The following is a 26,647-nucleotide window of genomic DNA, read 5'->3' on the forward strand; positions in this document are numbered from 1 at the left end:
GACCCTGACGATGTCGTTGCTGCGCTCACTGCTGATGCTCCCGCTGCTGGCCCTGACCGGCTGCGCCACCGATGCTGCCCGCCACTGGGTGGAACTTGACGGTGCGCGCTATGACGTTGAACTGGCCACCAACGATGAAACCCGTGCGCGCGGGTTGATGTTCCGCGACCAGATGGCCGAGGACCACGGCATGCTGTTCGTGCATGACCGCGAGGAAATGCAGGCGTACTGGATGAAGAACACCAAGATCGCGCTGGACATCCTGTACTTCGACAGCGAGCGGCGGCTGGTGAGCCAGCAGCGCGACGTGCCGCCGTGCTCGGCCGGTGACATGTGCCCGCCCTACCCCAGCGGTGGCCCGGCACGCTTCGTGCTGGAACTCAATGCCGGCCAGGCGGAGAAGCTCAAGCTGAAGGATGGCACCGAGCTGATCTTCGGCCCGGGCATCGAGAAGTAGGGGCGGCCGGGCTGCGCCCGGCACCCGCCGAATCGACATCAAAAGCAAGAGCTGGGTTATCGAGGCATGGTGGGGCGGTGTGGGCTTGCAGGACACGCCGTAAACCCATCCCTGGGGGCTCGTAGGCGCCATCCATGGCGCCTGCGGGCCTGCAAGCCCACACCACCCCACCTCTGACAGCTTCCTGCCGCTGTTGGTGGGTGTCGACCTTGGTCGACACGGTAGATCCACGCCATGCGTGGATGGGGACACGTGGGGGATGATGAATTCACGCCACGCTGCTTGAAACCGCCTGCGATTGCCGCCAGTCTGTGGACATGCAGGACCGGATCACACTCCCCGACTGGGATGCACTGGCCGACTTCGACGACGAGGCGCTGCCACTGCTGCCGACCGCGCTGCTGATCGCGCGCGATGAATATCCCGATCTGCAGCCGTCGACCTACGATGCGCTGGTGCAGAGCCACGTCGAGCACCTGCGCGCCGAGGTGGACAGCATCGAGCACAGCCCGCTGAAGATGGCGGCCATCAACCGGCATCTGTTCGATGAGCTGGGCTACAGCGGCGACCACCAGGAGTACTACGACCCGCGCAACAGCTACCTCAACCAGGTCTTAGAGCGCCGTCTGGGCAATCCGATCTCGCTGGCACTGGTGCAGATGGAGGTGGCGCGACGGCTGGGCATTCCGTTGGACGGCGTGTCATTCCCCGGTCATTTCCTGGTGCGCCTGCCGGTTGACGATGGCGTGCTGGTGATGGACCCGTTCAATGGGGGCCGGCCGCTGGACGTGGACGAACTGCGCGAACGCGCCAAATCACACCTGGGCGGGCAGATGCCCGACGACCAGGTGCTGGCGCAGATCCTCGATCCTGCACCGAGCCGCGCGATCCTGATCCGCATGCTGCGCAACCTGCATGGGGTCTATGCCGAGGCCAGCGAGTGGGATCGTGCCGCGCGCAGTGCCGACCGCCTGCTCAAGCTTGCCCCCGAACAGGACGATGCCCTGCGCGATCGCGGCCTGGCCTACCTGCAGCTGGACTACCTGGCCGGCGCGCGCAACGACCTGGGCCTGTACCTCAAGCGCAACCCCGAGGCCAGCGACGCGCAATGGCTGCGCGAGAAGCTGATCGACCTGGGCGGCCCGGTACCGCGGCTGCATTGAGGTTGTCCGGTGTGCGGACCAACGGTCCGCACCCACAGATAGGTCCGATCAATCGATCTCGACCATCTCGAAATCGTCCTTGGTCACGCCGCAATCCGGGCAGGTCCAGGTCTCGGGAATGTCTTCCCAGCGCGTTCCCGGGGCGATGCCCTCTTCCGGCAGCCCATCCGCTTCGCGGTACAGGAATCCGCAGACCACGCACATCCAGGTACGCAGGGTGGTGGGGGTGGCTTCGCTCATCGGATAATCAGGGCTGGATTCACGGGCCGCCATTGTCCCATCGCGGTCCACTCACCGGTAGCCATCGATGACTTCTGCTTCCCCGGCGCCCCGCGGCGTCTACCTGATCACCCCGGATGAACCCGATACCGCCCGCCTGCTGGCGCGCACCGCGCCGCTGCTCGCCGCCGGCGCCACCTGGCTGCAGTACCGCAACAAGAGCGCCAGCGATGCCCTGCGACGGGAACAGGCCACGGCGCTGCAGGCCTTGTGCGCCGCCCACGGCGTGCCGCTGATCGTCAACGACGACCCCGAGCTTGCCCAGGCCATCGGCGCGGCGGGCGTGCACCTGGGCGGCACTGACGGTGACATCGGCGCCGCACGCAGCCTGCTCGGCCCGGACGCCATCATCGGCGCCTCCTGCTACGACCAGCTGGCCAACGCCGAGCGTGCCGTGGCGGCCGGCGCCAGCTACGTGGCCTTCGGCGCGTTCTTCCCCACCACCACCAAGGTCACCAGCAGCCGCGCCCACCCCGACCTGCTGCGGCAAAGCGCCGCACTGGGCGTGCCGCGGGTGGCGATTGGTGGCCTGAGCCCGGACAATGTCGGTCCCATCATCGATGCCGGCGCCGACCTGCTGGCCGTGGTCAGCGGCATCTACGCCGCGCAGGACCCGGTCGCGACCCAGCGCGCCTACCTCGCCCGATTCGATACGCAGCAGTAACCCCCAGGAAACCCCATGAACCACGACCAGTCCCACGCCCTGTTCTCCCGCGCCCAGGAATTGCTGCCTGGCGGCGTCAACTCACCGGTGCGCGCGTTCAAGTCGGTCGGCGGCGAACCCTTCTTCGTCGAGCGCGCTGACGGCGCCTACCTGTACGACGTCGACGGCAACCGCTACATCGACTACGTGGGATCGTGGGGCCCGATGATCGTCGGCCACAACCACACCGCCGTACGCCAGGCGGTGAAGAAGGCGATCGACAACGGCCTGTCCTTCGGTGCGCCGTGCGCAGCGGAAGTGACCATGGCCGAGACCATCACCCGGCTGGTGCCGTCGTGCGAGATGGTGCGCATGGTCAACTCCGGTACCGAAGCCACCCTGTCGGCGATCCGCCTGGCGCGCGGTGCCACCGGCCGCAGCTGCATCGTCAAGTTCGAAGGCTGCTACCACGGCCACGGCGACTCGTTCCTGGTCAAGGCCGGCAGCGGCATGCTGACCCTGGGCGTGCCGACCTCGCCCGGCGTGCCGGCCGGCCTGAGCGAACTGACCCTGACCCTGCCCTACAACGACTTCGAGGCGGCCACCGCCCTGTTCGACGCACGCGGCAGCGAGATCGCCGGCCTGATCATCGAGCCGGTGGTCGGCAACGCCAACTGCATTCCGCCCCGCGAAGGCTACCTGCAGCACCTGCGCGCGCTGTGCACGCAGCATGGCGCGCTGCTGATCTTCGACGAAGTGATGACCGGTTTCCGCGTTGCCCTTGGCGGTGCGCAGGCGCACTACGGTATCAGCCCGGACCTGACCACCTTCGGCAAGATCATCGGCGGCGGCATGCCGGTGGGCGCCTACGGCGGCCGCCGCGAGCTGATGCAGCAGATCGCGCCCGCTGGCCCGATCTACCAGGCCGGCACGCTCAGCGGCAACCCGGTGGCGATGGCCGCCGGCCTGGCCATGCTGGAGCTGATCCAGCAGCCGGGTTTCCACGACGATCTGAGCGCGCGCGCCGCACGCCTGTGCGCGGGGCTGGAAGCTGCCGCCGCCGATGCAGGCGTAGCGGTGACCACCACCCAGGTGGGCGCGATGTTCGGGCTGTTCTTCACCGCTGAGAAGGTGGAGACCTACGCCCAGGCCACGGCCTGCGACATCCCGGCGTTCAACCGCTTCTTCCACGCGATGCTGGACCAGGGTGTGTTCCTGGCACCGTCGGCGTACGAGGCCGGCTTCCTGTCCAGCGCACACGACGATGACGTGATCGAGGCCACGCTGGCAGCGGCACGCGTGGCGTTCAAGGCGGCCAAGGGCTGAACCCCGGCCTGGTAGGTGCCGACCGTGGTCGGCACTGCCTGCCCTCATCCACGCATGGCGTGGATCTACTGGATCGACGTGCTTCATCCACGCATGGCGTGGATCTACTGGATCGATGTGCTTCATCCACGCATGGCGTGGATCTACTGGATCGATGTGCTTCATCCACGCATGGCGTGGATCTACTGAGCTGCGTCTCTGGAGTAGAGCCACGCCATGCGTGGCTGCTGCGCACTCAACCGAAGACGAACTTGCCCTTCATCATCGCGAAGTGGCCGGGGAACGAGCAGAAGAAGGTGTAATCGCCGCCCTTCTGCATGCCCTTCGTGGAAAAACGCACGCGGGCGGTCTCGCCACCACCGATCACCTTGGTGTGGGCCAGCACGCGCTTGTCGGCCTTCGGCAGGTAGCTGTCGGCCAGGGTCATGCGCATGCCCGCCATCGCCACCGGCTGGTAGTCGGCGGTGCGGGTCAGCACCCAGTTGTGGCCCATCGCGGTGGCGGCCAGCCTGCCGGTGTGGCGCAGGGTCAGGTCGATTTCGCTGCAATCGGCAGCCACCTTGATCTCCCGGCTGCTGAAGCTCATCTGGTCGGTGCTGTCGATGCTCACCGCACATACGCGCGCCATCGCCGATGGCGCCAGCATCAGCGCACCCAGCCCCACCGCTACCATCCAAGCTTTCATCGTCGCGTCTCCTGCAGGTTCGGTGGTCATTCTAGGCAGACACCTGGCCACCCGGCTGCGACCGTGTGTCGCAGTGGTGGTCCAGGGTTTGCGTGCGGATACGGCAATGGCATGCTCGACCGATGCGGATCGATCTTCTCCTGCTCGATGTTGATGGCGTGCTGCTGCACTACCAGCGTGCACAGCGCGTGCTGCATCTGGCGCAGACGCTGGGCGTGCCGACCGCGCACGTGCAGGCCGCGCTGTACGACAGCGGGCTCGAAGCCGCACACGACAGCGGTACGCTGGATGGCGCGCGCTATCTGGCCCAGCTGGGCGAACGGCTCGGCACAACGGTAACGCTGCACACCTGGATCGCCGCCCGGCACGCGGCCAGCCACCCGCAGCACGCCGTGCTGCAACGGCTGCATGCCCTGCAGGTGCCGATGGCGGTGCTGACCAACAATGGTGCCTTGATGACGCAGGCGCTGCCGACGCTGCTGCCGGAGCTGTTTCCCATGCTGCACGGCCGGGTGTTCTGCAGCGCGGACTTCGGCCTGCGCAAGCCTGCGCCGGAGGTGTTCCTGCGCACGCTCGCAGCCCTCGAGGTGGCACCGGCGCACACGCTGTTCGTCGATGACCTGTTCGTCAACGTGCGCGGTGCACGCGCAGCGGGCCTGCACGCGGAAACCGTGCAGGACGGACGCGGACTGGGGAAGGTGCTGAAGCGCTACGGGGTGCGGTAGCGCCGGGCCATGCGCGACGAGCGCAGCGGAAAAGCAACGCCGGGCATGGCCCGGCGCTACCTTGGTCAATGATCAGCGCGCGGCGACGAACGCGGCAATCGCCGCGCGCAGGCGCTTCAGGCCTTCCGCCACTTCTTCGTCAGTGATGTTCAACGACGGCACGAAGCGCAGCACGTCCGGGCCAGCCTGCAGGGTCAACAGGCCCTGCTCCGCAGCGTGGTCGAGGATGGCACCGGCCTGGCCAGCGAACTCCTTGCTCAGCACCGCACCCAGCATCAGGCCGCGACCGCGCACCTCGCTGAACACCTTGAACTCATCGTTGATGCGGGCGAACCCATCGCGCAGCGCCTTCGACTGGCGGCTGACATTGGCTGCGATCTCGGCCGAGGCCAGCTTGCGCAGCGCCACGCGGGCGACGGCCGCGGCCAGCGGATTGCCGCCGAAGGTGGTGCCGTGGGCACCGAACTGCATGGTCTCGGCCACCTTCGGGCCGGCCAGCATCGCGCCGATCGGGAAACCACCACCCAGCGCCTTGGCCAGGGTCACCATGTCCGGCACCACGTCATCCTGCCAATGCGCGAACAAGGTACCGGTACGGCCCATGCCGGCCTGGATCTCGTCCAGCACCAGCAGTGCGTTGTGCTGGTCGCACAGTTCGCGCACGCGCTTGAGGAACCCGGACTTGGCCGGCATCACCCCGCCCTCGCCTTGGATCGGCTCCAGCATCACCGCCGCCACGTCGCCAGCGGCCATCGCCGTTTCCAGCTGAACTTCATCGTTGAAGTCGATGTAGCGGAAGCCCCCCGGCAGCGGCTCGTAGCCTTCCTGGTACTTCGGCTGCGCGGTGGCGGTCACCGCGCCCATGGTGCGGCCGTGGAAGCTGCCGCGGAAGGTGATGATCACGCGCTTGTCGGCCGGGCGGCCCTGGCTGGAGGCCCACTTGCGGACCATCTTGATCGCCACTTCGTTGGCTTCGGCGCCGGAGTTGCACAGGAACACGCGCTCGGCGAAGCGGCTGGCCTTCACCAGTTCCTCGGCCAGGTGCAGCGGCGGCGCGCTGTAGAACACGTTGCTGGTGTGCCACAGCTTGCCGGCCTGTTCGACCAGCGCGGCGACCAGGTCCGGGTCGTTGTGGCCCAGGCCGCACACGGCGATGCCCGCGGCCAGATCGATGAACTCACGGCCCTGGCTGTCCCACACGCGGGCGCCCTGGCCTCGCTCCAGCACCACCTGGCGGGGCTTGTACACCGGCAGGTAGTAGTGCGACAGGGAGATCAGCGGATCGGTAGCGGCGGTCATGGCGGTCAGCAGGGTTCAGGAATGCCCATTCTCGCGCTGGAACCCGTGCGGCACAATGCACGCATGCGACCGTTTTCCGCCCCCCAGCTGAACCCCGCCACCGAGACCGGCTGGCGCCGCCGGTGGTTCGACATCATCTACCGCCACGACAGCCGGCCCTCGCGCAATTTCGACCTGCTGCTGGTCTACGCGATCATCGCCAGCGTGCTGGTGGTGATGTTCGACAGCGTGCAACGCTTCCACATCGCCCATGCCGACTGGCTTTACGTGCTGGAATGGGGCTTCACCATCCTGTTCACCGCCGAATACGTGCTGCGGCTGGTGGTGGTCAAGCGCCCGCTGCGCTACGCGGTGAGCATCTGGGGCATCATCGACCTGGCCTCGATCCTGCCGACCTACCTGTCGCTGTTCATTCCCGGTGCGCAGAGCCTGCTGGTGGTGCGCGCACTGCGCATCCTGCGCGTGTTCCGCATCCTCAAGCTGACCCGCTACATCGAAGAAAGCGGCGTGCTGATGCAGTCGCTGTGGCGCAGCCGGCGCAAGATCCTGCTGTTCCTGTTCACGGTGGTCACCATCACCATCATCGCCGGCACGCTGATGTACGTGATCGAGGGACCGAACCATGGCTTCACCAGCATTCCCAGCAGCATGTACTGGGCGGTGGTGACGATGGCCACGGTCGGCTTCGGCGACATCGTGCCGCAGACCGTGCTCGGCCGCTTCGTCACCTCGGTGCTGATCCTGATCGGTTACAGCATCATCGCCGTGCCCACCGGCATCTACACCGCCGAACTGGCCAGCACCATGCGCGATGCCGAGCTGGCCGCGCGCCGCGATGCACGTGGCTGCCCGCATTGCGGGCTGGAGGGCCACGAGCCGGATGCGCGGCACTGCCGCAAGTGTGGCGGACCGTTGCCGGATACGTTCAGCCACTGACGATGAGCGCGGCCGACGGCCGGCCCCACCATAGCCAGCACAGTAGATCCACGCCATGCGTGGATGAAGCCCCACCGGAGCCATCGCGGTGCGAACCAAGGTCCGCACCCACCAAAGGCACACATCAGATCCGCGCGATGGATGGATACGGCGTCCCGCATCCATCCATCGAAGTCGACCCACTGGCTCAATTCATGCGATTGCTGGTGGTCACCAGATCGTTGTAGGCGGCGACCACTTTCGACTGCGCCCCGTCCGGTGCAGTCAGCATGCTGCCCTTCGCCTCGAGATCTTCCTGCAGCTCACGCGCGGTGAACGGCTTGCCCGATGCCAACCGGTCGATACGGCGTCCGGCATCGCGCACCAGCACATCGGCCGAGCGCTGCACATGCGCCCACATCGGGTTGTCCTTGCCTACGCCGGCGCTCTGCATTTCGGCCAGCATCGCCTGGTAGGCGGCCAACTGCCGACGGGCCTCGGTCAGCTCCGGCTCGTCGCCCTGCAGGACCATCACCAGCTGCTTGCCGTCACCGATCATGCGCAGGTGGTAGTACGCCAGTGAACGACCTTCGTCCGCTTCGATCTGCTTGAGCTGCGCGGCACGGCGTTCCTCCTCGTTCTTCTCCAGCGCCGCATCCAGGGCCTCGCTGGCCTTGAAGAAGTCAGCGTAGGCCTGCATCAGCGGCGCATGCTGCGCGCGCATGCCTTCGCCGTTGTCGCGCCGATAGTCCTCACGGGTGAAGTAGCCATCAGCGCGTTCGATCAGCGCATTCAACGACTGGAAGGCCGTCTGGTACTGCCGCACCGGCTCATCCAGCGGCGTGGCCGGCGTCCGGGCCAATGCATCGGTCAGCGGTTGGCCACAGTACTCGACACGATGCGACAGCACCTTGCCCGGCGAGCGCGGCTGCGCTTCCTTGCCCGTCGGCCCGGCTTCGGGATCCTTGATCCAGCCGGTATAGGTCTGGAAGCCCTCGTGGATGGGCTGTTCGACGCCGTTGTAGCACTCGATGTAGGCGTTGATCTTCTGCAGGCCCGGATCGGCCACCGCCAGTCCTGTCGATCCGTTGCAACCAGAGAGGGCGGCGGCAGCGCCGAGCATAAGCAGAGAAAGTACACGCGCGGAAGAATTCAAACCGGTTCCTTGCAGATAAGAGACGGCGCACATTCTCGCGCGCGGTGGAACAGCCCGCATACGCGGACGCCGATGCCATTGAGACGACGGGACACCCCATCCTTCACGTCGCAATCAGCCAGGTCGAATGCGACAAAAGTGGGGGCAGTGCGCCGGATTACTGGCGATTGCTCTGGAACACCAGTGCGTTGTAGATGTGCAGCAGTCGCCCGGTCGAGCCGCTCGGCGCCATCGACGGCGACGCCAGCATCCTCTGCTCGAAATCGGTGTACGGAACCTTGTCGCTGACCCGCTGCAGCCGCTCCTTGCCTTCGCGGCGGAAGTTCTCGGCCTCGCGTTCGAAGCTGTTCCAGTCCAGCTTGCCCGGCTCCTGATCGGCCACCTTGGCATGCGCTTCGTCGGAAATGCGGTTGAAGGCGTCCAGTCGCTCCCGTGCCCGGGCCACGTCGAAGTCGTCCTCGCCCATCATCTCCATGATCGCTTTCGCTTCCAGCATCATCGCCAGTCGGTAGTACTCGCGGGTGCGCCCTTCGGCCTGCTCCAGCGCCTTGAGCTGTTCGCGCTGGGCAGCGTCGTTCTGGCGCTCCAGTTCGGCGTTGAACGTTTCACTGGCAACGACGAAATCCTTGAAGGCGGCCATCAATGGCGCGTGCAGCTGCTTGCCCTTGGCAAACCCGTCGTCTTCGTAGTCCTGGCGATCGTAGTAGTCGTGCGCGTCCTTGCTGATCGGCACCAGGGCCTTCAGCGCCTGCTGATAGCGACCCGCAGCGGCATCGAGATCGGCAAGCGCCGGCTTGGCAGCCATCGCCTCGGTCACGGGGGCGTCGCATTGCTTCATGTCGTAATCGCCGATCTCGAACGGTCCGTACACGTTCGTCTCGCGCCCGCTCGGGCCGGCGTCCACGTCCTTGATCCAGCGCGTGTAGGTCTGGATGCTGCCGTGCGTCTTCGAATCAAGCGCGTTGAAGCAGCCGATGTAGGCGTTGAGCTTTGCGGTCAACTGCTGTTGGGCGTCAGCCGGCGCCGTGCTGGCCTCCGGCTTGCCGGCGGAACCCGCGTCGCCGTCGGTTGCGGGCGCCTTGCCACCACAGGCAGCCAGAAGAAGCGACAGCGAAGCGGCGAGCGCCGCGATGGAAAGAGTACGTGACATGGGCTCACATCCCTGTTGAAAACGATTACAGCCGCGCATTCTAGCGCAGCGGGCCGAAGGCGGCAGCCATCGGCCTTTCCCTACCGGCAGGCTCAATCCAGGAACAGATCCGGCAGCAACGGACGCGACGCATCCACCGCATACCCGGAAAGATCGGTCACGCCAGCTTCGGCCAGCACCTCGTCATCGATCAGGAAACGGCCGTGGAAACCTGCCGCCTCGCGCACCAGCACCGCGTGTGCAGCGTCGGCCATGATCTGCGGCGTGCGGCAGCCGCTGACGTCCACGCCGGGAATCATGTTGATCGCATCGGTCGCAATGACCGTGCGCGGCCACAGCGCATTGACCGCCACGCCCTGCGGGCCGAACTCGGCGGCCAGGCCGAGGGTGACAAAGCTCATGCCCATCTTCGCCAGCGTGTAGCCGGTATGCGCGCCCCACCACTTGGGCTCGAGGCTCGGCGGCGGCGCGAGGGTCAGGATATGCGGGTTCGGCGCCTGCAGCAGGTACGGCAGGCAGGCCTGCGCGCACAGGAAGCTGCCGCGCGAATTGACCTGCTGCATCAGGTCGAAGCGCTTCATCGGCGTGTCCAGGGTGCCGCGCAACCAGATGGCGCTGGCGTTGTTGACCAGGATGTCGATGCCACCGAACGTGTCCACGGCGGCAGCAACGGCCGCCTGCACCTGGTCTTCTTCGCGGATGTCGCACTTCAGCGCAAGGCCCTGGCCACCGGCTGCAGTGACGGCCTCGGCAGCACTGTGGATGGTGCCCGGCAGCTTCGGATTGGGCACCGACGACTTGGCGGCAATGGCGACGTTGGCGCCGTCACGCGCGGCCCGCAGCGCGATCGCCAGGCCGATGCCACGCGAGGCACCGGTGATGAAAAGGGTTTTGCCCTGCAGACTGCCCACGTTCCACACTCCAGCGTATGCAATGAGCCGCTAGTATGCCGCGCCGACGCGGAGTTCACCGCACGTTGACGATACTGGCGCCCCGGTCACTGCACGAGGTCCATGCCATGCGCTGTTCCCGCCTGTTGTTGCCTGCCCTGGGCCTAGCCCTGCTCACCGCCTGCCAGGGCCGCTCGCCCGAACCCGGCAGCGCGCCGGCCAAGGATGACGCCGCCAGCGTCGACAAGGCCACCGGTGATGGCAAGCTGCGCTGGAGCGAGGCCGTTGTCTGGGATGGTGACCTCAACGCCTGCCGCCAGGGCGACAGCGCGGCCACCCGCGATTGCCTGCGCGATGCGATGCGGTCCGGTGGGGCCAGTGCCGATGCGGTCACTGCGGCCGAGCAGCTGTCCACCGGTGGCGAACTAGCCTACGTGACCGCCTGGCATGAACACGACGGCCTGGGCGTGGCCACCGTCGAGTATCCCTTCCGCGCCAATACCAATGAAGGCACGCGCCTGGTCGATGCCGCAGGCAAGCGTATCGACGTGGATGCGGTGCAGCTGGACGACACGCTGCGCGCCGATCCCGGCGTGCAGGAGGCGCTCAAGGCGCATCCGCAGGCCACGCCGTTCGCGCCGGCGCAGGCCGCGGGTACCGCAGCGCTGGATGGGGGCGGCATCCGCCTGCTGTACCGCACGCCGCTGCGCGACTGCCATGCGTGCCCGGACGTGGGCCAGCTGCAGATCGGCTATGACTTCGATGGCAAGCGCAACTTCATCGGCCAGCAGGTGGTGCCGGTGACGCCGTAGGGGTTTGCCGCGCCATGCGGCAACGCGCACCCACGCCTGGCGCGGATCTACTGATATCCGCGCACCTGCTTGCTCAGCAGGTGCGGCGCGATCCATCGATGCACCGGTGCCACCGGCAGCATGTACAGGCGGCCGAACGCGTTGTGGGTGTGCACCACCGTCGCCACTTCCAACATATCGCCGTGCCATTGCAGCGCCAGCTGCACGCGCAGATGGCGGTCGTTGTCTTCCAGCACGATGGCATCCTCGTCCAGCGCCTGCAGGGTGAAGATCCCGAGGCGTTGCCCGGGCTGCGGGTCGGCGGTCTGCTGCACTCCGCGCAGCGAGCCCAGATCCTTCATGCCCAGCAGCCGCATGACCCTGTTGCGCAGCGCCATCAGTCCATCGAACCAGCCGGGCACCGTCGCGGCCATATCGCGGTAGGCCTGCAGCGCCGAACGGCCGTTGCGCGGCGCCGCCTCTTGGCAGGCATGGACGAAATCGGCACCCGGCAGTTGCGAACGCAGCACGCTGCCTTCGCTCAGCTGGGCGCTCACGGCTTGGGGCCCTGCCCTTCGTTGTCTTCCCAATGCAGGATGCGGCGGGTGACGAAGCGGTAGACCGGCTTGCCGGTGGCGAACCAGAGATCGCGCACCCACGACGTGCGCTTGAGCACGCGCTTCTCCACCGGCGTCAGCGACTCCCGGCAGTACATGCGCTTGTGCTTGAGCAGGTGGCGCAGGTCCTCGCGCGCCAACAAGCGCATCCAGCGCGAGCGCGGGTCGCCGATCACTGCCAGCTGGAAGTCGATCAGGGCCGGTCGACCGTCCTCGGTCACCAGCCAGTTGGCTTCCTTGGCCAGGTCGTTGTGGGCCACACCGCGCCGATGCAGCTGCTGCAGCAGGCGGCGTGCGGCGCGGAACCAGGCAACTTCACCACGCGGCGGGCGCCGGTACATCGCATCGCCGGCCATGAAGCTGCGGTCGAGGTGGCGGCCATCCCAGTCCAGCAGTTGCGGCACATCGGCCATGCCGTGGATATGGCGCAATGCGCGCGCTTCGCGTCGCGCCAACCACCACGCAGGCAACCGCAGCCACAGCGGCGTGGCCCCCAGATCGCGGCGCACGAAGGGGCCTTCAGGGCCCTGCACGAGGAGGATCCGGCCGAAACTGTCGGCCTTCAGTGCATGCGTTGGCGCGTCATTGGATACAGGCATGGCGACATTCTAGGCGATGCCGCCGGTTGCAAACGGTCACCAAGCGGCTGGGAACCAGTCACCTTCACGCCCCTATAATCGGGCAATGGACTCTTCATGGATCGACGCCACCCTCGCGTGGATTGCCGCTCATCCCGTGTTGGCGGGTGCGGTCATCTTTCTGATCGCCTTCTGCGATGCGGTCATCATTCTTGGCGCCATCGTGCCGGCGCTGCCGTTGCTGTTCGCCGTTGGCGTGTTCATCGGCCTGGGCCAGATCTCCGGGCCGTATGCGGTTGCCGCCGCGGCGCTGGGTGCGTTCGCCGGTGATGGCATCAGCTACTGGATAGGCCGGCGCTGGGGCGACCGCCTGCGTGGCGTCTGGCCGTTCAGCCGCTACCCGCAGCTGCTTGACCGGGGCGAGAACCTGTTCCGCCGCAATGCGTTCAAGAGCATCCTGATCGCCCGCTATGTCGGTGCCATCCGGCCGTTCGTGCCCGCCATTGCCGGCATGATGAAAATGCCCGCCAGCCGTTACGTGCAGGCCAGTGGCATCGCCAGTATTTCCTGGGCCGTGCTGTTCCTGGCACCGGGCTGGATTCTTGGCGAAGCCTATGATGCCGTCGCTGCTGTTGCCGGCCGACTGGTGGTGGTGGTGGGCTTGTTGGCGGTGATCCTCAGCCTGGTCTGGGCCATCGTGCTGTACGGCTATCGCTGGTCGGCCGCGCGCATGGACAGCTGGCTGGCGCGGCTGCTCGACTGGTCCAACCGGCACCCGACGCTGGGCCGCTACACGGTGGGCGTGCTCGACCCGAAGCGCCGCGAATCGGTGCCGCTGGCGATGCTGGCGCTGATGCTGCTGTTGCTGGGCTGGGGCTGGTTCGCGCTGCTGACGGTGGTGGTCGCCCATGGCGAGCCGTTGGCGGTGGACCTGCTGGTGCACCAGGCGATGCTGGCCCTGCGCAATCCGCTGGCCGACTACCCGATGGCCGCATTGGCCTCGCTTGGCGCATGGCAGGTGCTGCTGCCGGCAACCGCTGCCGCGATGGGCTATCTGGTCTGGCGCCGGCGCTGGATGGCGGCCGCCCATTGGCTGGCCGCATTGGCCTTCGGCCTGGCCCTGACCAAACTGCTCGGTACCACCGTCGATGTGGTGCGCCCGATCGATGCCAGCAGCGGCTTCGGCTTCCCGTCGGTGTCGGTGACCATGGCCACCATCACCTTCGGCTTCTTCGCGGTGCTGATCGCCCGCGAAATGCCCGGCCGCACCCGCGTCTGGCCCTACCTGGTGTCGGGCATCGTGGTCAGCCTGATCGGCTTTGCGCGCCTGTACCTTGGCGCGCACTGGCTGAGCGATGTCATCGGCGGCATGCTGTTCGGGACGTTCTGGCTGCTGGTGCTGGGCATCGCCTACCGCCGCCGCTTCAACCGCTCGTTCTGGGTAAAGCCGGTGGCATGGCTGTTCTACGGCGTCTTCGTGGTGGCGGCGATGTGGTACGCGCCGCGCAACATCGCCATCAAGCTGGAACGCTTCGAGCCGACCCTGCCGGCGCCGCTGGCGATGGACGCGCAGGCCTGGTGGCAGCACGACTGGGCGAAGCTGCCGGCGCGTCGCAACGAATTCGACGATGACCAGCGCTGGCCACTGGACGTGCAGGTGGCCGGTCCGTTGGCGCCGCTGCAGGCGCAGCTGGAAGCGCGCGGCTGGCAGGTGCAGGCCCAGGCCGGCTGGCAGGAAGCGCTGCTGATGCTGGACAAGAACACCGGCGCCAATGAACTGCCGGTACTGCCGGCGACACTGGATACGCGCGTTGAAGCGCTGCTGATGGTGCGCCAGGGCGCGCAGGCCGACGAGCGTTACGTGCTGCGCTTGTGGCAGGCGCCGGCGCAGCTGCAGCCGGGCGACACCCCGTTGTGGCTCGGCAGCGCACAGACCCTGCGCTACGAGCGCCACTTCCAGTGGATCGGCATGTGGCACCCGGTGCGGGGCATCGACCCGGCGTTGAACGCGGTCAAGGAAGCGGTGCAGTCGTTGCCGCAGCGCGAGGATGTGCAGCCGGAGACCGGGCTGCCGGTACTGCGGTTGAAGACCGCCACGCCGTAACGAAGCCGCCGGGCATGGCCCGGCGCTACCGTCCCGCTCTGGTAGTTGCCAACCTTGGTTGGCGCTTTCGGGAAAGGCTGCCAACCAAGGTTGGCATCTACCGACGACGCCGGGCCATGCCCGGCGAGCACCGCGGCCGGGCTCTTACGGCATCCAGCCCAGCAGTTGCTGCAGGCGCTGGTGCGGGTCGTCCAGCTGCAGCAGTTGCAGGCGCTGCTGTTCGCTCAGCGGCAGCAGCTCGGCCAATCGCCAGCTGACCCAGCTGGCCTGGTCCATCAAGGCCGGCGAGGCCGGTGCGAACGCCACGCCCGCCTGCTCGATGATGTGGTCCAGTACCGTCGCCAGCAGCGCATGCTGCGGACGCAGTTCGTCATCGGGATCCTCATCGCACCAGCGCACATCGGCAACCACCAGCCCGTTGTCGCGCACGCGCGTGCGCTCGACGTGGAAACGACGGGTGCCGCGCAATCGCAGCTGCAGCACGCCATCGGCGCCGACATCGAAATCCTCGATCTTCACCTGCACGCCGAAGGCGGCCGGCGTTGCCGGCGCTCCCACTTCGTTTCCTTCCAGGATCAGGCAGACACCGAAACCTTCACCGCTGCGGCCGGTTTCGCGCACCAGATCCAGGTAGCGTGGCTCGAAGACCCGCAGGCCGATGGCCGCGCCCGGCAGCAGCGTCGTATGCAGCGGGAACAGCGGCAGCGAACCCTCACTGCTCATCGTGCCTGCAGCCCTGCAAGGAAGCGGCGCGGCGCGCCGTCGAAGCCGCCGTTGGACATGAACACCACATGGTCGCCGCTGCGCACGTCGGCCTGCAGCTGCGCCAACAGCGCATCGGTGTCGGCCACGGCATGCGCCTGTCCGCGCACCGCCGCGATCACCGCTGCCGCATCCCAGGCCAGCTCCGGGCGGTGCAGGAACACCACCTCATCGGCGAGTGCCAAGGACGGTGCCAGTGCTTGTGCGTGAGCGCCCAACCGCATCGAATTGCTGCGCGGCTCCATCGCCACCACGATGCGGGCATCACCGACCCTGGCACGCAGGCCTTCGAGCGTGGTCGCAATCGCGGTCGGGTGATGGGCGAAGTCGTCGTAGACGGTGATGCCATCGTGGTTGCCGATCACTTCCATGCGCCGCTTGACGCTGCGGAAGCGCGCCAACGCCGGGATCACCTCGGCCGGCGCGACACCGACTGCGTGCGCAGCGGCCAGTGCAGCCAGGCCATTGAGCACATTGTGCCGGCCCAGCAGCGACCAGTGCACATCACCCAGCGCCTGCCCGCGATGATGGACGCGGAACGCGCTGCCATCGGCGGCCAACAGCTCGGCATGCCATTCCAGCGCGGGGTCGAAGCCGAAGCGTTCGACCGGGGTCCAGCAGCCCATCGCCAGCACTTCGGCCAGGTGCGCGTCTTCGCCATTGACGATCAGGCGGCCGCGCGCCGGCACGGTACGCACCAGGTGGTGGAACTGGCGCTGGATCGCCGCCACGTCGGGGAAGATGTCGGCGTGGTCGTATTCAAGGTTGTTGAGGATCGCCACCAGCGGCCGGTAGTGCACGAACTTGCTGCGCTTGTCGAAGAACGCGGTGTCGTACTCGTCGGCTTCGACAACGAACTCGCGGCCCTGGCCCAAGCGGGCGGACACGCCGAAGTCCTCGGCGACGCCGCCGATCAGGAAGCCGGGGGAGCGACCAGCATTCTCCAGCAGCCAGGTCAGGATGGTGGTGGTGGTGGTCTTGCCATGGGTACCGGCCACGGCCAGGGTGTCACGGCCCGGCAGGACCTGCTCGGACAGCCACTGGGCGCCGGAAATGTAGCGCTGGCCGGCATCCAGGACGGCTTCGACGGCAGGATTGCCGCGCGACAGCGCGTTGCCGATCACCACCTGCCCGGTGCCCTCCGGCACGCTGTCGGCGCGGTAGCCCTGGTCCAGAGTGATGCCCAGCTGCTCGAGCTGGGTCGACATCGGCGGATAGATGGCCTGGTCGCTGCCACTGACCGTATGGCCCAGTTCCCGCGCCAGGGCGGCCACGCCACCCATGAAGGTGCCGGCGATTGCAAGGATATGTACGCTGCTCATGACCGGGGATTGTGACCGATCACGGCTGTATAGGGCCATTGTCAGCACCGGGGTAAGAGAACCCCTACAGCTGCTGTGAGAAAACTCCAGCCACATGTCAGGGAATTCCTGATAGCGATGTTCTGTGAACCCGGACACAATTCAGGATGCCAGCCGCAGTACCCGAACCGGTCCTACTCCCCAAGAGGCCATCCCCAAGGGAGCTCATGCTGTGGGGGCCCTGAGCAAGCCCTTTGCTGGCACCTATGAAACGAAACAGGCCTGATCCTCGCGGATCAGGCCTGTTTTTTTGCGCCTGCGGTGGCCGGCATCAACCGGCCACGAGGGTCAGCGCTTGATCGCCGCCAGGATCCGGGCTTCGATCTCGTCCAGTTCGCCGACGCCATCGACGCGGGCCAGGGTGCCCCGGCCGGCGTAGAAGTCCACCACCGGAGCAGTCTGCTCGGTGTAGACCTGCAGGCGCTTGCGCACCGATTCCGGATTGTCGTCAGCGCGGCCCTGCTCCTGCGCACGGCCGGCGATGCGCTCGACCAGCAGCTCGGTAGCCACGTCCAGCTGCACCACCGCATCCAGCGGCTGGCCGATCTCGGCCAGCATGCCGTCCAGCGCGTTGGCCTGGGCCACATTGCGCGGATAGCCGTCAAGGATGAAGCCCTTGGCGACATCGGCCTGGGCCAGGCGCGACTTCAGCATGCCCAGCAGGATCTCATCGGACACCAGGTTGCCGGCATCCATCACCGACTTGGCCTGCTTGCCCAGCTCCGAGCCGGCGGCAATTTCAGCGCGCAGCATGTCGCCGGTGGAAATGTGGGCGATCTCGAGCTTTTCCTTCAGGCGCGTCGCCTGTGTCCCCTTGCCCGAACCGGGCGGTCCCAACAGAACCAATCGCATTGACCTGACTCCAACGTGTTGAAAATAAAGAAGGTTCGCGCCCCGGACGGTCCGGTATCGCTGCACCGCAATAGCGCCACTTTAGCGCATCCGGGTAATGTCCCTGCAATGTCCCCTCCCCCGAACAGGTAGAAGCATGCGCAATGGCACCCTCCTTTACGCCCAGTCCGGCGGCGTCACCGCCGTCATCAACGCCACTGCCGCGGCGGTGATCGAACAGGCCCGCGCCAAGGGAATCAAGGTCCTGGCTGCGCGCAACGGCATCCTAGGCGCCCTGCGCGAGGAGCTGATCGACACCAGCAAGGAGAGTGCTGCGGCCATCCGCGCCCTGGCCCACACCCCCGGCGGCGCGTTCGGCTCGTGCCGGGTCAAGCTGAAATCGCTGGAGGCCGACCGTGCACGTTACGACCGCCTGCTGGAGGTCCTGCGCGCCCATGACGTGCGCTGGTTCCTCTACAACGGCGGCAACGACTCGGCCGATACCGCACTGAAGGTGTCGCAGCTGGCAAAAAGCTCCGGCTACGACCTGACCTGCATCGGCGTGCCCAAGACCATTGACAACGACCTGGCGGTGACCGACACCTGCCCCGGCTTCGGCTCGGCGGCCAAGTACACGGCCGTGTCCGTGCGCGAAGCGGCGTTGGACGTGGCGGCGATGGCCGAGACCTCCACCCGCGTCTTCATCTACGAGGCGATGGGCCGCCACGCCGGCTGGCTGGCCGCGGCTGCCGGTCTGGCCGGCACCGGCGAGGACGACGCCCCGCACATCATCCTGCTGCCCGAGCGAGCCTATGACGAGGCCGCGTTCCTGGCCAAGGTCAAGGCCGTGGTCGCGCGCGTGGGCTACTGCGTGGTGGTGGCGTCGGAAGGCATCGCCACTGCCGATGGCCGCTTCGTCGCCGACGCCGGCGGCGGCAAGGACTCCTTCGGCCATTCGCAGCTGGGCGGCGTGGCCGCGCATCTGGCCGGGCGGGTCAAGGACCAGCTGGGGCTGAAGGTGCACTGGGCCCTGCCCGACTACCTGCAGCGCTCAGCCCGCCACCTGGCCAGCAAAACCGACTGGGAACAGGCCCAGGCGGTCGGCAAGGCCGCTGTGCAGCTGGCGCTGAAGGGCCAGAACGGGGTGATGCCGGTGATCGTGCGCAGCAGCGATGCACCGTATCGCTGGAAGATCGAAGCCGCACCGCTGTCGAAGATTGCCAACCACGAGAAGAAGATGCCGGCCAGTTTCATCCGTCGCGATGGATTCGGCATCACGGCCAAGGCGCGCGCCTACCTGCAGCCGTTGATCAAGGGCGAAGCACCGTTGCCTTACGGTAGCGATGGCCTGCCCAAGTACGTGACGCTGAAGAACGTGGCGGTGAAGCAGAAGCTGCCTGCGTTCGAAGGCTGACCCCCTCCGTCCCCTTTTTGCGAGGAATGCCATGGCGTTGCGCGTTGTTCGACTTGGCTCTCCGCGTGCGCCCGGTGAAGGCCTGCGCATCGGCACCGTGCGGCGCCCGCCGCGCGGTGTGCCGCGCAGCGAATTTGCCCGGCAGGACTGGTACGACGTGTGGTTCCCGACGCTGTCACCCAGCGCGGAGCTGGTGAAACAGGCGCATGAGGCGAAGAGCGCCGCCGACTGGACGGCGTTCTTCCGTCACTACAACGCCGAAATGAAGGCACCGGATGCAGCGCATGCGCTGGACCTGCTCGCGGCGCTGTCGCAGCACAGCGATATCGCGGTGGGCTGCTATTGCGAGGACGAGGCGCATTGCCACCGGTCGGCACTGCGCGAGCTGCTGGTGGCGCGTGGAGCGAGGCTTGCGGATTGATCGCGGGGTTGCCGGCCAGCGGCCGGCACTACCCAGGTCTCCCTCCCAGTAGATCCACGCCATGCGTGGATGCTCGGCCTCAATTGCAGGCTTTGCCCAGGTCTCCCTCCCAGTAGATCCACGCCATGCGTGGATGCTCGGCCTCAATTGCAGGCTTTGCCCAGGTCTCCCATCCAGTAGATCCACGCCATGCGTGGATGCTCGGCCTCAATTGCAGGCTTTGCCTTCCATCTGCAGCTGCGCGGCGAACATCGTCACCTGCGGGATCTTGCCGGCAGCGGCCTGCTTCTTGGCTTCTTCCAGATAGATGCGCGACTGTCCCTGCCCATCCAGCGCCTGGGCGTTGTTCACCGGCAGACGCCACACGCGCACCACCGCCTGCTGCGCCGGGCAGGCGGCATTCGGAACACGGATCACATCATTGAGTTTCCAGCCCTTGTCAGCGCTCGGCTGCGCCTTGCTGTAGTCGACAAAGCGGGCACGCGGCTGACACTGCTCGCTGGTGCGCACCGCCGAGAAACGATAGGGCTCCGCCGCCTGGCCAGTGAACGCGCCTTCCAGGCGGGCACAGGCTTCGGGAATCTGCCGCAGCGTGTGCACCGCGCCGACCGCTTGTGGTGCACCCACCGCGCGCTGCAGTTCCGGTGCTTCCGCCGCGAAGGCAGGCAGGGCCGGGGCCAGAACGGCAAGCATCAACAGGGACAGGCGCATGGGGATTCTCCGACGGGACTGCGCGCAGGCTTGCAGAGGTTGCCTTAACGGGGTGCAAAGGTGGCGATGGGGACGACGGATATCGCGTCGGTGCAGCAACCGCTGCGCTCGCCGGGCGCGGCCCGGCGCTACCATCCGGGCGCGGGTGCACGCATACTGCGGACACCAGGGAATGCTGAACACCGCCATACGTCGGACGACCACCAAGGTCGGTACGGGTTGGTTCCAGGCTGCAGCCCGTCGTCCCCCTCGTGGTGCCGTTCATCGCCACTGGATGCTTGTCCATCCATTCTGCGGAGGGGTCTAATGCTGGAACGTCACGGGCTGTCATTGGCGCTGGGCTGCGCCATTCTCGCGATCCTGTACGGAATCGTCTCGGCGCGCTGGATCCTGCGCCAACCCACCGGCAATGAACGCATGGTCGCCATCGCCACGGCCATCCAGGAAGGCGCGCGCGCCTACCTCAACCGCCAGTACCTGACCATCGGCATCGCCGGCGTGGTGCTGTTCGTGCTGGTCGGCATCTTCCTGAGCTGGTACACCGCGATCGGCTTCGCGGTCGGTGCGGTGCTGTCCGGTGCAGCGGGCTACATCGGCATGAACGTGTCGGTGCGCGCCAACGTACGCACCGCAGAGGCGGCGCGCCACGGCATCAGCGCGGCAATGGACGTGGCCTTCCGCGGCGGTGCGATCACCGGCATGCTGGTGGTCGGCCTGGGCCTGCTCGGCGTGGCCGGCTACTACGCACTGCTGCTGCGGCTGGGCCTGCCGATGGAACAGGCACTGCATGCACTGGTCGGCCTGGCCTTCGGCTCATCGCTGATCTCGATCTTCGCGCGCCTGGGCGGCGGCATCTTCACCAAGGGGGCCGATGTCGGCGCCGATCTGGTCGGCAAGGTCGAAGCAGGCATTCCCGAAGATGACCCGCGCAACCCGGCGGTGATCGCCGACAACGTCGGCGACAACGTGGGCGACTGCGCCGGCATGGCCGCCGATCTGTTTGAAACCTATGCGGTCACCGTGATCGCCACCATGCTGCTGGGCAGCCTGATGCTGGCCGAGGCCGGCGCCAATGCGGTGCTGTATCCGCTGGTGCTGGGCGGTGTTTCGATCATCGCTTCGATCATCGGCGCGCTGTTTGTGAAGGTGAAGCCCGGTGGCTCGATCATGGGCGCGCTGTACAAGGGCGTGATTGTCTCCGGTGTGCTGGCAGCGATCGCGTTCTATCCGATCACCACAGGACTGATGGCGGACAACGTGTACGGGCCGATGGCGCTGTATGGCTGTGCGCTGATCGGCCTGGTATTGACCGGCCTGATCGTGTGGATCACCGAGTACTACACCGGTACCCAGTACAAGCCGGTGCAGCATGTGGCGCAGGCCTCGACCACCGGCCATGGCACCAACATCATCGCCGGCCTCGGCATCTCGATGAAGTCCACCGCGCTGCCGGTGATTGCCGTCTGCGCGGCGATCTGGGGCGCGCACGCGCTGGCCGGTTTGTACGGCATCGCCATCGCCGCCACCGCCATGCTGTCGATGGCGGGCATGATCGTCGCACTCGATGCCTACGGGCCGATCACCGACAACGCTGGTGGCATCGCCGAGATGGCAGAGCTGCCTTCGGAGATCCGCGACATCACCGATCCGCTGGATGCGGTGGGCAACACCACCAAGGCGGTCACCAAGGGCTATGCCATCGGTTCGGCAGCACTGGCCGCGCTGGTCTTGTTCGCCGACTACACGCACAACCTGCAGGCGGCCAATCCCGGCCAGGAGTTCCGCTTCGACCTCAGCGACCACACGGTGATCATCGGCCTGCTGATCGGTGGCCTGATTCCGTACCTGTTCGGTGCGATGGCGATGGAAGCCGTCGGTCGCGCGGCCGGCGCGGTCGTGGAGGAAGTGCGGCGGCAGTTCCGCGAGATTCCCGGCATCATGCAGGGCACCGCCAAGCCGCAGTACGACAAGGCGGTGGACATGCTGACCCGCTCGGCGATCCGCGAAATGATCGTACCGTCGCTGCTGCCGGTGGCCGTGCCGGTGGTGGTCGGCCTGCTGCTGGGGCCACGCGCGCTGGGCGGGCTGCTGATCGGCACGATCGTCACCGGGCTGTTCGTGGCCATTTCGATGACCACCGGCGGCGGTGCCTGGGACAACGCCAAGAAGTACATCGAGGACGGCCACTTCGGCGGCAAGGGCAGCGAAGCGCACAAGGCAGCGGTGACCGGCGACACGGTCGGTGACCCGTACAAGGACACCGCCGGCCCGGCGATCAACCCGCTGATCAAGATCATCAACATCGTGGCGCTGCTGCTGGTGCCGTTGCTGTAGATCCACGCCATGCGTGGATGGCGGCTCCGATGGGGTCGCCTCCGATGGGGTCAGAGCCCTTTCCTGTGGGAAGGGATCCGACCCCGCCGACGATCACCGCCCGCGCAGGAAGAACGCGACGGGCACCATCACCTCCACCGGGTCGCCGGCCACATCGGCCGGCGGCGCCGGCACCGGGCTGGCGCGCTGCACCGTGTCCAGCGTCTCCTGGTCAAGCAGTGCGAAGCCGCTGCTGCGCTCGATGCGCGGCGCCGATACGCGGCCGTCGCGGGCAACGGCAAAGCGCACATAGGCCACGCCCTGCTGGCGCAACCGTTCGGACTGGCGTGGATAGCGCCGATGCTGTTGCAGGTGTCCCAGCAGCACCCCCTGCCAGGTGGCGTTGGCACTGCTGCGTTCGCCGGCCGTGGTACGCGGTGCGGCGTAGCTCGCTGCGGCCTGGGCAGGAACGTCCGGCGGCGCCAGCGTGCGATCGATGTTGCTGTCCGCCGCTTCCTCTGCCGGTTTCGCAGGTGGCTCGTCCGGGGCCGCCAGTTCGCCTTGGGGCAGCGCCGGCGCCTTGATCCGTTCTTGTTGCTTGGGCACGGTCACGCGCCGCTGCTGCTCCTGCTGCAGCGGTCCGGCCGGCAGCGCGCGCGGCGGTACCGGTGGGGCCTGTGCGGCGGGAGCCAGTTCCAGCATCAAAGCGGCAGGAGGTGCCGCTGCCACGACCGGCGGCGTACGCGATGCCCACCACCACGCCGTAGCGATCAGCACCGCATGGGCCAGCAGCACGATCGCCAGGCTGGTTGCCCAGCGCTGCAGCCCGCTCATCGTGCGCCCTGCTCCAACCCGACCAAGGCGACCTTCAGGTAACCGGCACTGCGCAACGCATCCAGCGTCGCCATCAGGTCTCCATAGGAGACCCGCTGATCGGCACGCAGATAGAGGCGCTGCGACGTATCGCCGTGCGTTGCCGAGCGCAGCGCAGAGGCGAGGCCATCGCGTGCCACCGGCGCCTCGCCCACCCGCAGCGACAGATCGGCCTGCACGGTCACATACACCGGCGCATTTTCTGCCGGCGCCGCCTGCGCACTGCTGGCAGGAAGCTGCACCGGCACCGACACCGTGGCCAGCGGCGCGGCCACCATGAAGATGATCAGCAGCACCAGCATCACGTCGATGAAGGGCGTGACATTGATCTCGTGAGCTTCTTCCGGGGTGTCATCGCGTGTGGATGCGGTCCTGATCGCCATGGCGTGCCTCAGTTCACTGCACGCAGCGTGCCTGTCGGCGCCCGGCGTGCAGCCCGATCCAGATCACGCGACACCAGCTGCTGCACAGCCGCGGAAAGATCGCCCAGCAGGCCGCGCAGGCCTGCCAGCACCCGAGTGAAGTGGTTGTAGACCAGTACCGCCGGGATCGCCGCGACCAGACCGAGCGCTGTAGCCAGCAGCGCCTCGGCAATACCTGGCGCCACCACGGCAAGGTTGGTGGTATTGCTGTGGGCGATGCCGATGAAGCTGTTCATGATGCCCCACACGGTGCCGAACAGGCCTACGAACGGCGCCACCGCGCCAATGCTGGCAAGCACGCCGATGCCACGACGCTGGTTGCGTGCGGTCTCCAGTTCCAGGCGCTCCAGTCGTGATGCCACCCGCTCCTTGATCCCCTCGCGGTGATCAAGTTCCTGCGACAGATGCAGTTCGGTGCGCGCGGCATCCAGCATGGCTGCGGCGGTGTTCTGCTGCAGTGCGGGCTCGCCGCCTGCGACCGGCAGGCTGGGTGCCGACAGCAGCACGCTTCTCGCCAGGCGCAACGCGCGTGCCTGCCGGGCCAGTTCCCAGCCCTTGGCCAGCAGCACGGTCCAGGTGGCAAGCGAGGCCACGGCCAAGGCGATCATCACGCCCTTCACCACCACATCGGCGGCCAGGTACATGCCCCAGGGGGTCAGTGCGGGGGCGGCCATGGGAGCCAGATCAGCAGGCAGCATCGTCGGAGGTTCCATTGGAATCGGTAGAAGTAGTGCGACGGCGGGCAGCGCGCGGATCGGTGGCGTCCTCCACGCCCACCAGCGGCGCTGGATCGAAACGGGGCGCCGGTCGACTCAGGACATAACCCGCACTGACCGCAAAGAACAGTCCCACGCCCAGCAGCAGACGCCAGGACGGGTGTGCGCCCCAGCAGAACATCGCGAATCCCACCGCCATGCCGGCGCTGGCAAACGCCTTGCCCTTGCGCGATACCGCGCCCTGCTCACGCCACAGGCGCAGCGACGGACCGTAGCGCGGATGGGAAAGCAGCCGCTGTTCGAACCTGGGCGAACTGCGTGCGAAGCAGCCCACCGCCAGGATCAGGAAAATGGTGGTCGGCATGACCGGCAGCAGTGCGCCGATCACCCCCAGCGCGACCATCAACCAGCCGAGCGCGAACCAGAGCCAGCGCATCAATCGCGCGCCAGCGGGCGGTGCAGGTACATCAGGAGAACTCCACTTCAACATGGCCGTGCACGCTGCGGAACGCGGCATCGGCGGCATCGATCACCTGCTGCTCCTGCTCGGCACTCAGCGGTACCGCGTCCAGCGCCGCGGTGAACGCACGCCAGTGACGCGCGGCGCCATCCGGATGCGCCGCCAGGTGACGGGCGCCGAAGTCGCGGTCCAGGCCAAGCCTGGCAGCCATTTTGTACAGCACGGTGCCGCCCAGGTTGGAGCCTTCGGCCACATACAGCCAGCCCAGCGCTGCGGGCAGCGCCAGGTGCAACGGCAATGCGGGGATGTCGGCGTCCGGCAGGGTCTGTTCAAGGTCCTGCAGGTCGCGTGCGACCTGTGTCAGGCGGCGGCGCTCTCCGAGATCAGGCAGCAGTGCGTCCAGCGCGGGGTTGCCATACAGCGCATCGATGCTGCGGTGAAAGCGGTACTGCACGCGCAGGAAGCGGGCGAAGTTGCGGCGGTCGGCGAAGATGTCGCCGGCCATGATCCGCTTGTCCAGAGCACCGTGGCTGTCGCGGGTGGCGGCCTTGAGCCGCACGCTGCGGCTGTCTTCGGGAGCGATGTGTGCGTTCATGGGGGAATGCCAGGAGGGTCGTCGTGCTGTAGACGTCTGCTGCGGGGCTTTCCCCAAGCCCGTGTGCGCCGATAATGGGCCATTCCCTTCTTCCACCCGGAGCCAACGATGATCACCACCGAACCGCGCATGACCAACCTGTTCCTGCAGCTGGGCCTGGATGCCAGCGCCGAGGGCATCGCCCGTTTCATCCGCGAGCACCAGCTGGCCACCGACGTTGAAGTGGTCGAGGCACCCTACTGGAACGATGCCCAGCGCCAGTTCCTGAGCGAATCGCTGCAGGCCGATGCGGCGTGGACCACTGTGGTCGACGAACTGAACGAGGCGCTGCACGAAGAGGCGGTGAAGGCAGCGACCGGGCTGTAAGCATTCGCCGGGATGGGGGCACCGGGCATGGCCCGGCACCACCCGTAGATCCACACCATGTGCAGATGAATTCCCTTGCCAAAAGAATTCTGAACCTCAGTCGCAATCGGCCCTCGATGAAGCGCGTCATTTCCATCACGATGAGCGCGGTAGCAAGGCTGATCCACCCATGGCGAAAGCAGCGAACATCAACTACATCCATTACCTCTACTACCCGTTGTTGTCCATGTCGGACGATGAACTGGCGGCGTTCGAGATAAACGATGCGCAGGACAGAGCTTGGCTGTTCGGTGAGATGGGCAAGGTTCTGGAGACATTCGGTCCCGCAGCCCGTGCCCATGTCTGCAGCACTCTAGGCTTCCTTGCAGGGACGAATGGCGCTGAAGATCACTGGCGAAACCTGATTCCACACGAACTTCCGCTTGGCGAAGTCGAGAACAGGGCTGGCTACTTGAGCGAACTGTTTCTCAGCCTTTTCCACCGCCTCCCAGTTGAAGAAGACTGGACGGATGTCGAGCTCTCACTGGACCTTCCAGCCGACGGATTGAGAACCAATTTATAGAGCGGTAGTTCCGGTCAAGCGAAGTCTTCCGCACTACAAAGGCGGTGCGGACCAAGGTCCGC

31 protein-coding genes are annotated in these 26,647 nt (G+C 66.8%); 14 read left to right on the top strand and 17 right to left on the bottom strand.

The features are described from left to right. Positions 1-10 precede the first annotated feature (10 nt). Both CR918_RS15150 and CR918_RS15155 read left to right on the top strand, forming a co-directional pair. The gene (locus CR918_RS15150) at positions 11-457 is read left to right on the top strand and encodes a DUF192 domain-containing protein (protein ID WP_025874195.1); all 447 of its coding nucleotides are present in this window, start codon (positions 11-13) and stop codon (positions 455-457) included. 317 nt (positions 458-774) lie between these two features. Continuing rightward, positions 775-1,620, top strand: coding sequence for a SirB1 family protein (locus tag CR918_RS15155; RefSeq protein WP_099843541.1), 846 nt, complete (start codon positions 775-777; stop codon positions 1,618-1,620). Positions 1,621-1,668: 48 nt separating this feature from the next. On the opposite strand, the gene CR918_RS15160 is transcribed toward CR918_RS15155, so the two are convergent. Then, positions 1,669-1,893 (bottom strand): rubredoxin, encoded by a 225-nt coding sequence (locus CR918_RS15160; RefSeq protein WP_025874193.1) that lies wholly within the window; start codon positions 1,891-1,893, stop codon positions 1,669-1,671. A gap of 34 nt (positions 1,894-1,927) precedes the next feature. On the opposite strand from CR918_RS15160, the gene thiE reads away from it, so the two are divergent. The 3 genes from thiE to CR918_RS21375 are packed head-to-tail and all read left to right on the top strand — an operon-like array spanning position 1,928 to position 4,057. Then, complete coding sequence (gene thiE, locus CR918_RS15165) at positions 1,928-2,563, top strand: thiamine phosphate synthase (RefSeq protein ID WP_025874192.1); 636 nt, start codon at positions 1,928-1,930, stop codon at positions 2,561-2,563. A gap of 15 nt (positions 2,564-2,578) precedes the next feature. Then, positions 2,579-3,868, top strand: a complete 1,290-nt coding sequence (gene hemL, locus CR918_RS15170; protein ID WP_025874191.1) for a glutamate-1-semialdehyde 2,1-aminomutase — start codon at positions 2,579-2,581, stop codon at positions 3,866-3,868. Positions 3,869-3,922: 54 nt separating this feature from the next. After that, complete coding sequence (locus CR918_RS21375) at positions 3,923-4,057, top strand: hypothetical protein (RefSeq protein ID WP_279323984.1); 135 nt, start codon at positions 3,923-3,925, stop codon at positions 4,055-4,057. 46 nt (positions 4,058-4,103) lie between these two features. Here the strand turns inward: CR918_RS21375 and azu are convergent, their stop codons facing one another. Further along, entirely contained in the window at positions 4,104-4,553 is a 450-nt protein-coding gene (gene azu, locus CR918_RS15175; RefSeq protein WP_033831930.1) for an azurin, read from the bottom strand. A gap of 122 nt (positions 4,554-4,675) precedes the next feature. Here azu and CR918_RS15180 point away from each other — a divergent pair, with 122 nt between their 5' ends. Then, positions 4,676-5,278 (top strand): HAD-IA family hydrolase, encoded by a 603-nt coding sequence (locus CR918_RS15180; RefSeq protein ID WP_099843543.1) that lies wholly within the window; start codon positions 4,676-4,678, stop codon positions 5,276-5,278. Between the two features lie 72 nt (positions 5,279-5,350). On the opposite strand, the gene CR918_RS15185 is transcribed toward CR918_RS15180, so the two are convergent. After that, positions 5,351-6,577, bottom strand: a complete 1,227-nt coding sequence (locus tag CR918_RS15185) for an acetylornithine transaminase (RefSeq protein ID WP_088101212.1) — start codon at positions 6,575-6,577, stop codon at positions 5,351-5,353. 63 nt (positions 6,578-6,640) lie between these two features. On the opposite strand from CR918_RS15185, the gene CR918_RS15190 reads away from it, so the two are divergent. Continuing rightward, positions 6,641-7,513 (top strand): ion transporter, encoded by an 873-nt coding sequence (locus CR918_RS15190; protein WP_025874187.1) that lies wholly within the window; start codon positions 6,641-6,643, stop codon positions 7,511-7,513. A gap of 187 nt (positions 7,514-7,700) precedes the next feature. Here the strand turns inward: CR918_RS15190 and CR918_RS15195 are convergent, their stop codons facing one another. From CR918_RS15195 to CR918_RS15205, 3 genes are all read right to left on the bottom strand, one after another. Continuing rightward, complete coding sequence (locus CR918_RS15195) at positions 7,701-8,615, bottom strand: YiiG family protein (RefSeq protein ID WP_415847031.1); 915 nt, start codon at positions 8,613-8,615, stop codon at positions 7,701-7,703. A 190-nt stretch (positions 8,616-8,805) separates the two neighbouring features. Continuing rightward, complete coding sequence (locus CR918_RS15200; protein WP_099843547.1) at positions 8,806-9,798, bottom strand: YiiG family protein; 993 nt, start codon at positions 9,796-9,798, stop codon at positions 8,806-8,808. Between the two features lie 92 nt (positions 9,799-9,890). Continuing rightward, positions 9,891-10,709, bottom strand: coding sequence for an SDR family oxidoreductase (locus tag CR918_RS15205; RefSeq protein ID WP_033831932.1), 819 nt, complete (start codon positions 10,707-10,709; stop codon positions 9,891-9,893). 107 nt (positions 10,710-10,816) lie between these two features. Here CR918_RS15205 and CR918_RS15210 point away from each other — a divergent pair, with 107 nt between their 5' ends. After that, a complete protein-coding gene (locus CR918_RS15210) occupies positions 10,817-11,500 on the top strand; it encodes a hypothetical protein (RefSeq protein WP_099785293.1) in 684 nt (227 codons plus the stop codon). Positions 11,501-11,547: 47 nt separating this feature from the next. Here the strand turns inward: CR918_RS15210 and CR918_RS15215 are convergent, their stop codons facing one another. Together CR918_RS15215 and CR918_RS15220 are read right to left on the bottom strand one after the other, a co-directional pair. Then, on the bottom strand, positions 11,548-12,036 hold the full coding sequence (locus CR918_RS15215; protein WP_099843549.1) for a DUF2867 domain-containing protein: 489 nt from the start codon (positions 12,034-12,036) through the stop codon (positions 11,548-11,550). Then, positions 12,033-12,695, bottom strand: coding sequence for a serine/threonine-protein kinase (locus CR918_RS15220; RefSeq protein ID WP_099843551.1), 663 nt, complete (start codon positions 12,693-12,695; stop codon positions 12,033-12,035). Before CR918_RS15220 ends, CR918_RS15215 begins: the two co-directional genes overlap by 4 nt. An 85-nt stretch (positions 12,696-12,780) precedes the next feature. Between CR918_RS15220 and CR918_RS15225 the strand changes: the two genes are divergently transcribed. Next, positions 12,781-14,778, top strand: a complete 1,998-nt coding sequence (locus tag CR918_RS15225; protein ID WP_099843553.1) for a bifunctional DedA family/phosphatase PAP2 family protein — start codon at positions 12,781-12,783, stop codon at positions 14,776-14,778. Positions 14,779-14,922: 144 nt separating this feature from the next. Here CR918_RS15225 and CR918_RS15230 read toward each other — a convergent pair whose 3' ends face one another. The 3 genes from CR918_RS15230 to CR918_RS15240 form a co-directional block, all read right to left on the bottom strand. After that, positions 14,923-15,501 (bottom strand): LON peptidase substrate-binding domain-containing protein, encoded by a 579-nt coding sequence (locus tag CR918_RS15230; RefSeq protein WP_099843555.1) that lies wholly within the window; start codon positions 15,499-15,501, stop codon positions 14,923-14,925. Beyond that, positions 15,498-16,862: a UDP-N-acetylmuramate:L-alanyl-gamma-D-glutamyl-meso-diaminopimelate ligase gene (gene mpl / locus CR918_RS15235; RefSeq protein WP_032976743.1), complete on the bottom strand. Its 1,365-nt coding sequence runs from the start codon at positions 16,860-16,862 to the stop codon at positions 15,498-15,500. The genes CR918_RS15230 and mpl overlap by 4 nt, the downstream gene beginning before the upstream one ends. Before the next feature lie 327 nt (positions 16,863-17,189). After that, positions 17,190-17,753 (bottom strand): adenylate kinase, encoded by a 564-nt coding sequence (locus tag CR918_RS15240; RefSeq protein WP_025874177.1) that lies wholly within the window; start codon positions 17,751-17,753, stop codon positions 17,190-17,192. A 136-nt stretch (positions 17,754-17,889) separates the two neighbouring features. Here CR918_RS15240 and CR918_RS15245 point away from each other — a divergent pair, with 136 nt between their 5' ends. Both CR918_RS15245 and CR918_RS15250 read left to right on the top strand, forming a co-directional pair. Next, complete coding sequence (locus CR918_RS15245) at positions 17,890-19,146, top strand: 6-phosphofructokinase (protein WP_025874176.1); 1,257 nt, start codon at positions 17,890-17,892, stop codon at positions 19,144-19,146. 31 nt (positions 19,147-19,177) lie between these two features. Next, complete coding sequence (locus CR918_RS15250; protein WP_099785299.1) at positions 19,178-19,567, top strand: DUF488 domain-containing protein; 390 nt, start codon at positions 19,178-19,180, stop codon at positions 19,565-19,567. 207 nt (positions 19,568-19,774) lie between these two features. Here the strand turns inward: CR918_RS15250 and CR918_RS15255 are convergent, their stop codons facing one another. Then, positions 19,775-20,278, bottom strand: a complete 504-nt coding sequence (locus CR918_RS15255; RefSeq protein WP_025874174.1) for a hypothetical protein — start codon at positions 20,276-20,278, stop codon at positions 19,775-19,777. Positions 20,279-20,584: 306 nt separating this feature from the next. On the opposite strand from CR918_RS15255, the gene CR918_RS15260 reads away from it, so the two are divergent. Further along, complete coding sequence (locus CR918_RS15260) at positions 20,585-22,612, top strand: sodium-translocating pyrophosphatase (protein WP_025874173.1); 2,028 nt, start codon at positions 20,585-20,587, stop codon at positions 22,610-22,612. Between the two features lie 93 nt (positions 22,613-22,705). Here CR918_RS15260 and CR918_RS15265 read toward each other — a convergent pair whose 3' ends face one another. From CR918_RS15265 to CR918_RS15285, 5 genes are read right to left on the bottom strand one after another with little or no spacing between them, the layout of a single operon-like run. Next, positions 22,706-23,425, bottom strand: a complete 720-nt coding sequence (locus CR918_RS15265) for an energy transducer TonB (RefSeq protein ID WP_099785301.1) — start codon at positions 23,423-23,425, stop codon at positions 22,706-22,708. After that, positions 23,422-23,847: a TonB system transport protein ExbD gene (gene exbD, locus CR918_RS15270; protein ID WP_032976747.1), complete on the bottom strand. Its 426-nt coding sequence runs from the start codon at positions 23,845-23,847 to the stop codon at positions 23,422-23,424. Before exbD ends, CR918_RS15265 begins: the two co-directional genes overlap by 4 nt. An 8-nt stretch (positions 23,848-23,855) precedes the next feature. Further along, the gene (gene exbB / locus CR918_RS15275; RefSeq protein WP_099843557.1) at positions 23,856-24,584 is read right to left on the bottom strand and encodes a tonB-system energizer ExbB; all 729 of its coding nucleotides are present in this window, start codon (positions 24,582-24,584) and stop codon (positions 23,856-23,858) included. Next, entirely contained in the window at positions 24,571-25,038 is a 468-nt protein-coding gene (locus CR918_RS15280; RefSeq protein ID WP_099843559.1) for a YbaN family protein, read from the bottom strand. Before CR918_RS15280 ends, exbB begins: the two co-directional genes overlap by 14 nt. Positions 25,039-25,069: 31 nt before the next feature. Next, entirely contained in the window at positions 25,070-25,657 is a 588-nt protein-coding gene (locus CR918_RS15285; RefSeq protein ID WP_099843561.1) for a biliverdin-producing heme oxygenase, read from the bottom strand. 108 nt (positions 25,658-25,765) lie between these two features. Between CR918_RS15285 and CR918_RS15290 the strand changes: the two genes are divergently transcribed. Both CR918_RS15290 and CR918_RS15295 read left to right on the top strand, forming a co-directional pair. Next, the gene (locus tag CR918_RS15290; RefSeq protein ID WP_099785305.1) at positions 25,766-26,023 is read left to right on the top strand and encodes a DUF2789 domain-containing protein; all 258 of its coding nucleotides are present in this window, start codon (positions 25,766-25,768) and stop codon (positions 26,021-26,023) included. A 169-nt stretch (positions 26,024-26,192) separates the two neighbouring features. After that, positions 26,193-26,585: a hypothetical protein gene (locus CR918_RS15295; protein WP_099785307.1), complete on the top strand. Its 393-nt coding sequence runs from the start codon at positions 26,193-26,195 to the stop codon at positions 26,583-26,585. Positions 26,586-26,647 lie beyond the last annotated feature (62 nt).

Source organism: Stenotrophomonas indicatrix (assembly GCF_002750975.1).
Classification (GTDB): domain Bacteria; phylum Pseudomonadota; class Gammaproteobacteria; order Xanthomonadales; family Xanthomonadaceae; genus Stenotrophomonas; species Stenotrophomonas indicatrix.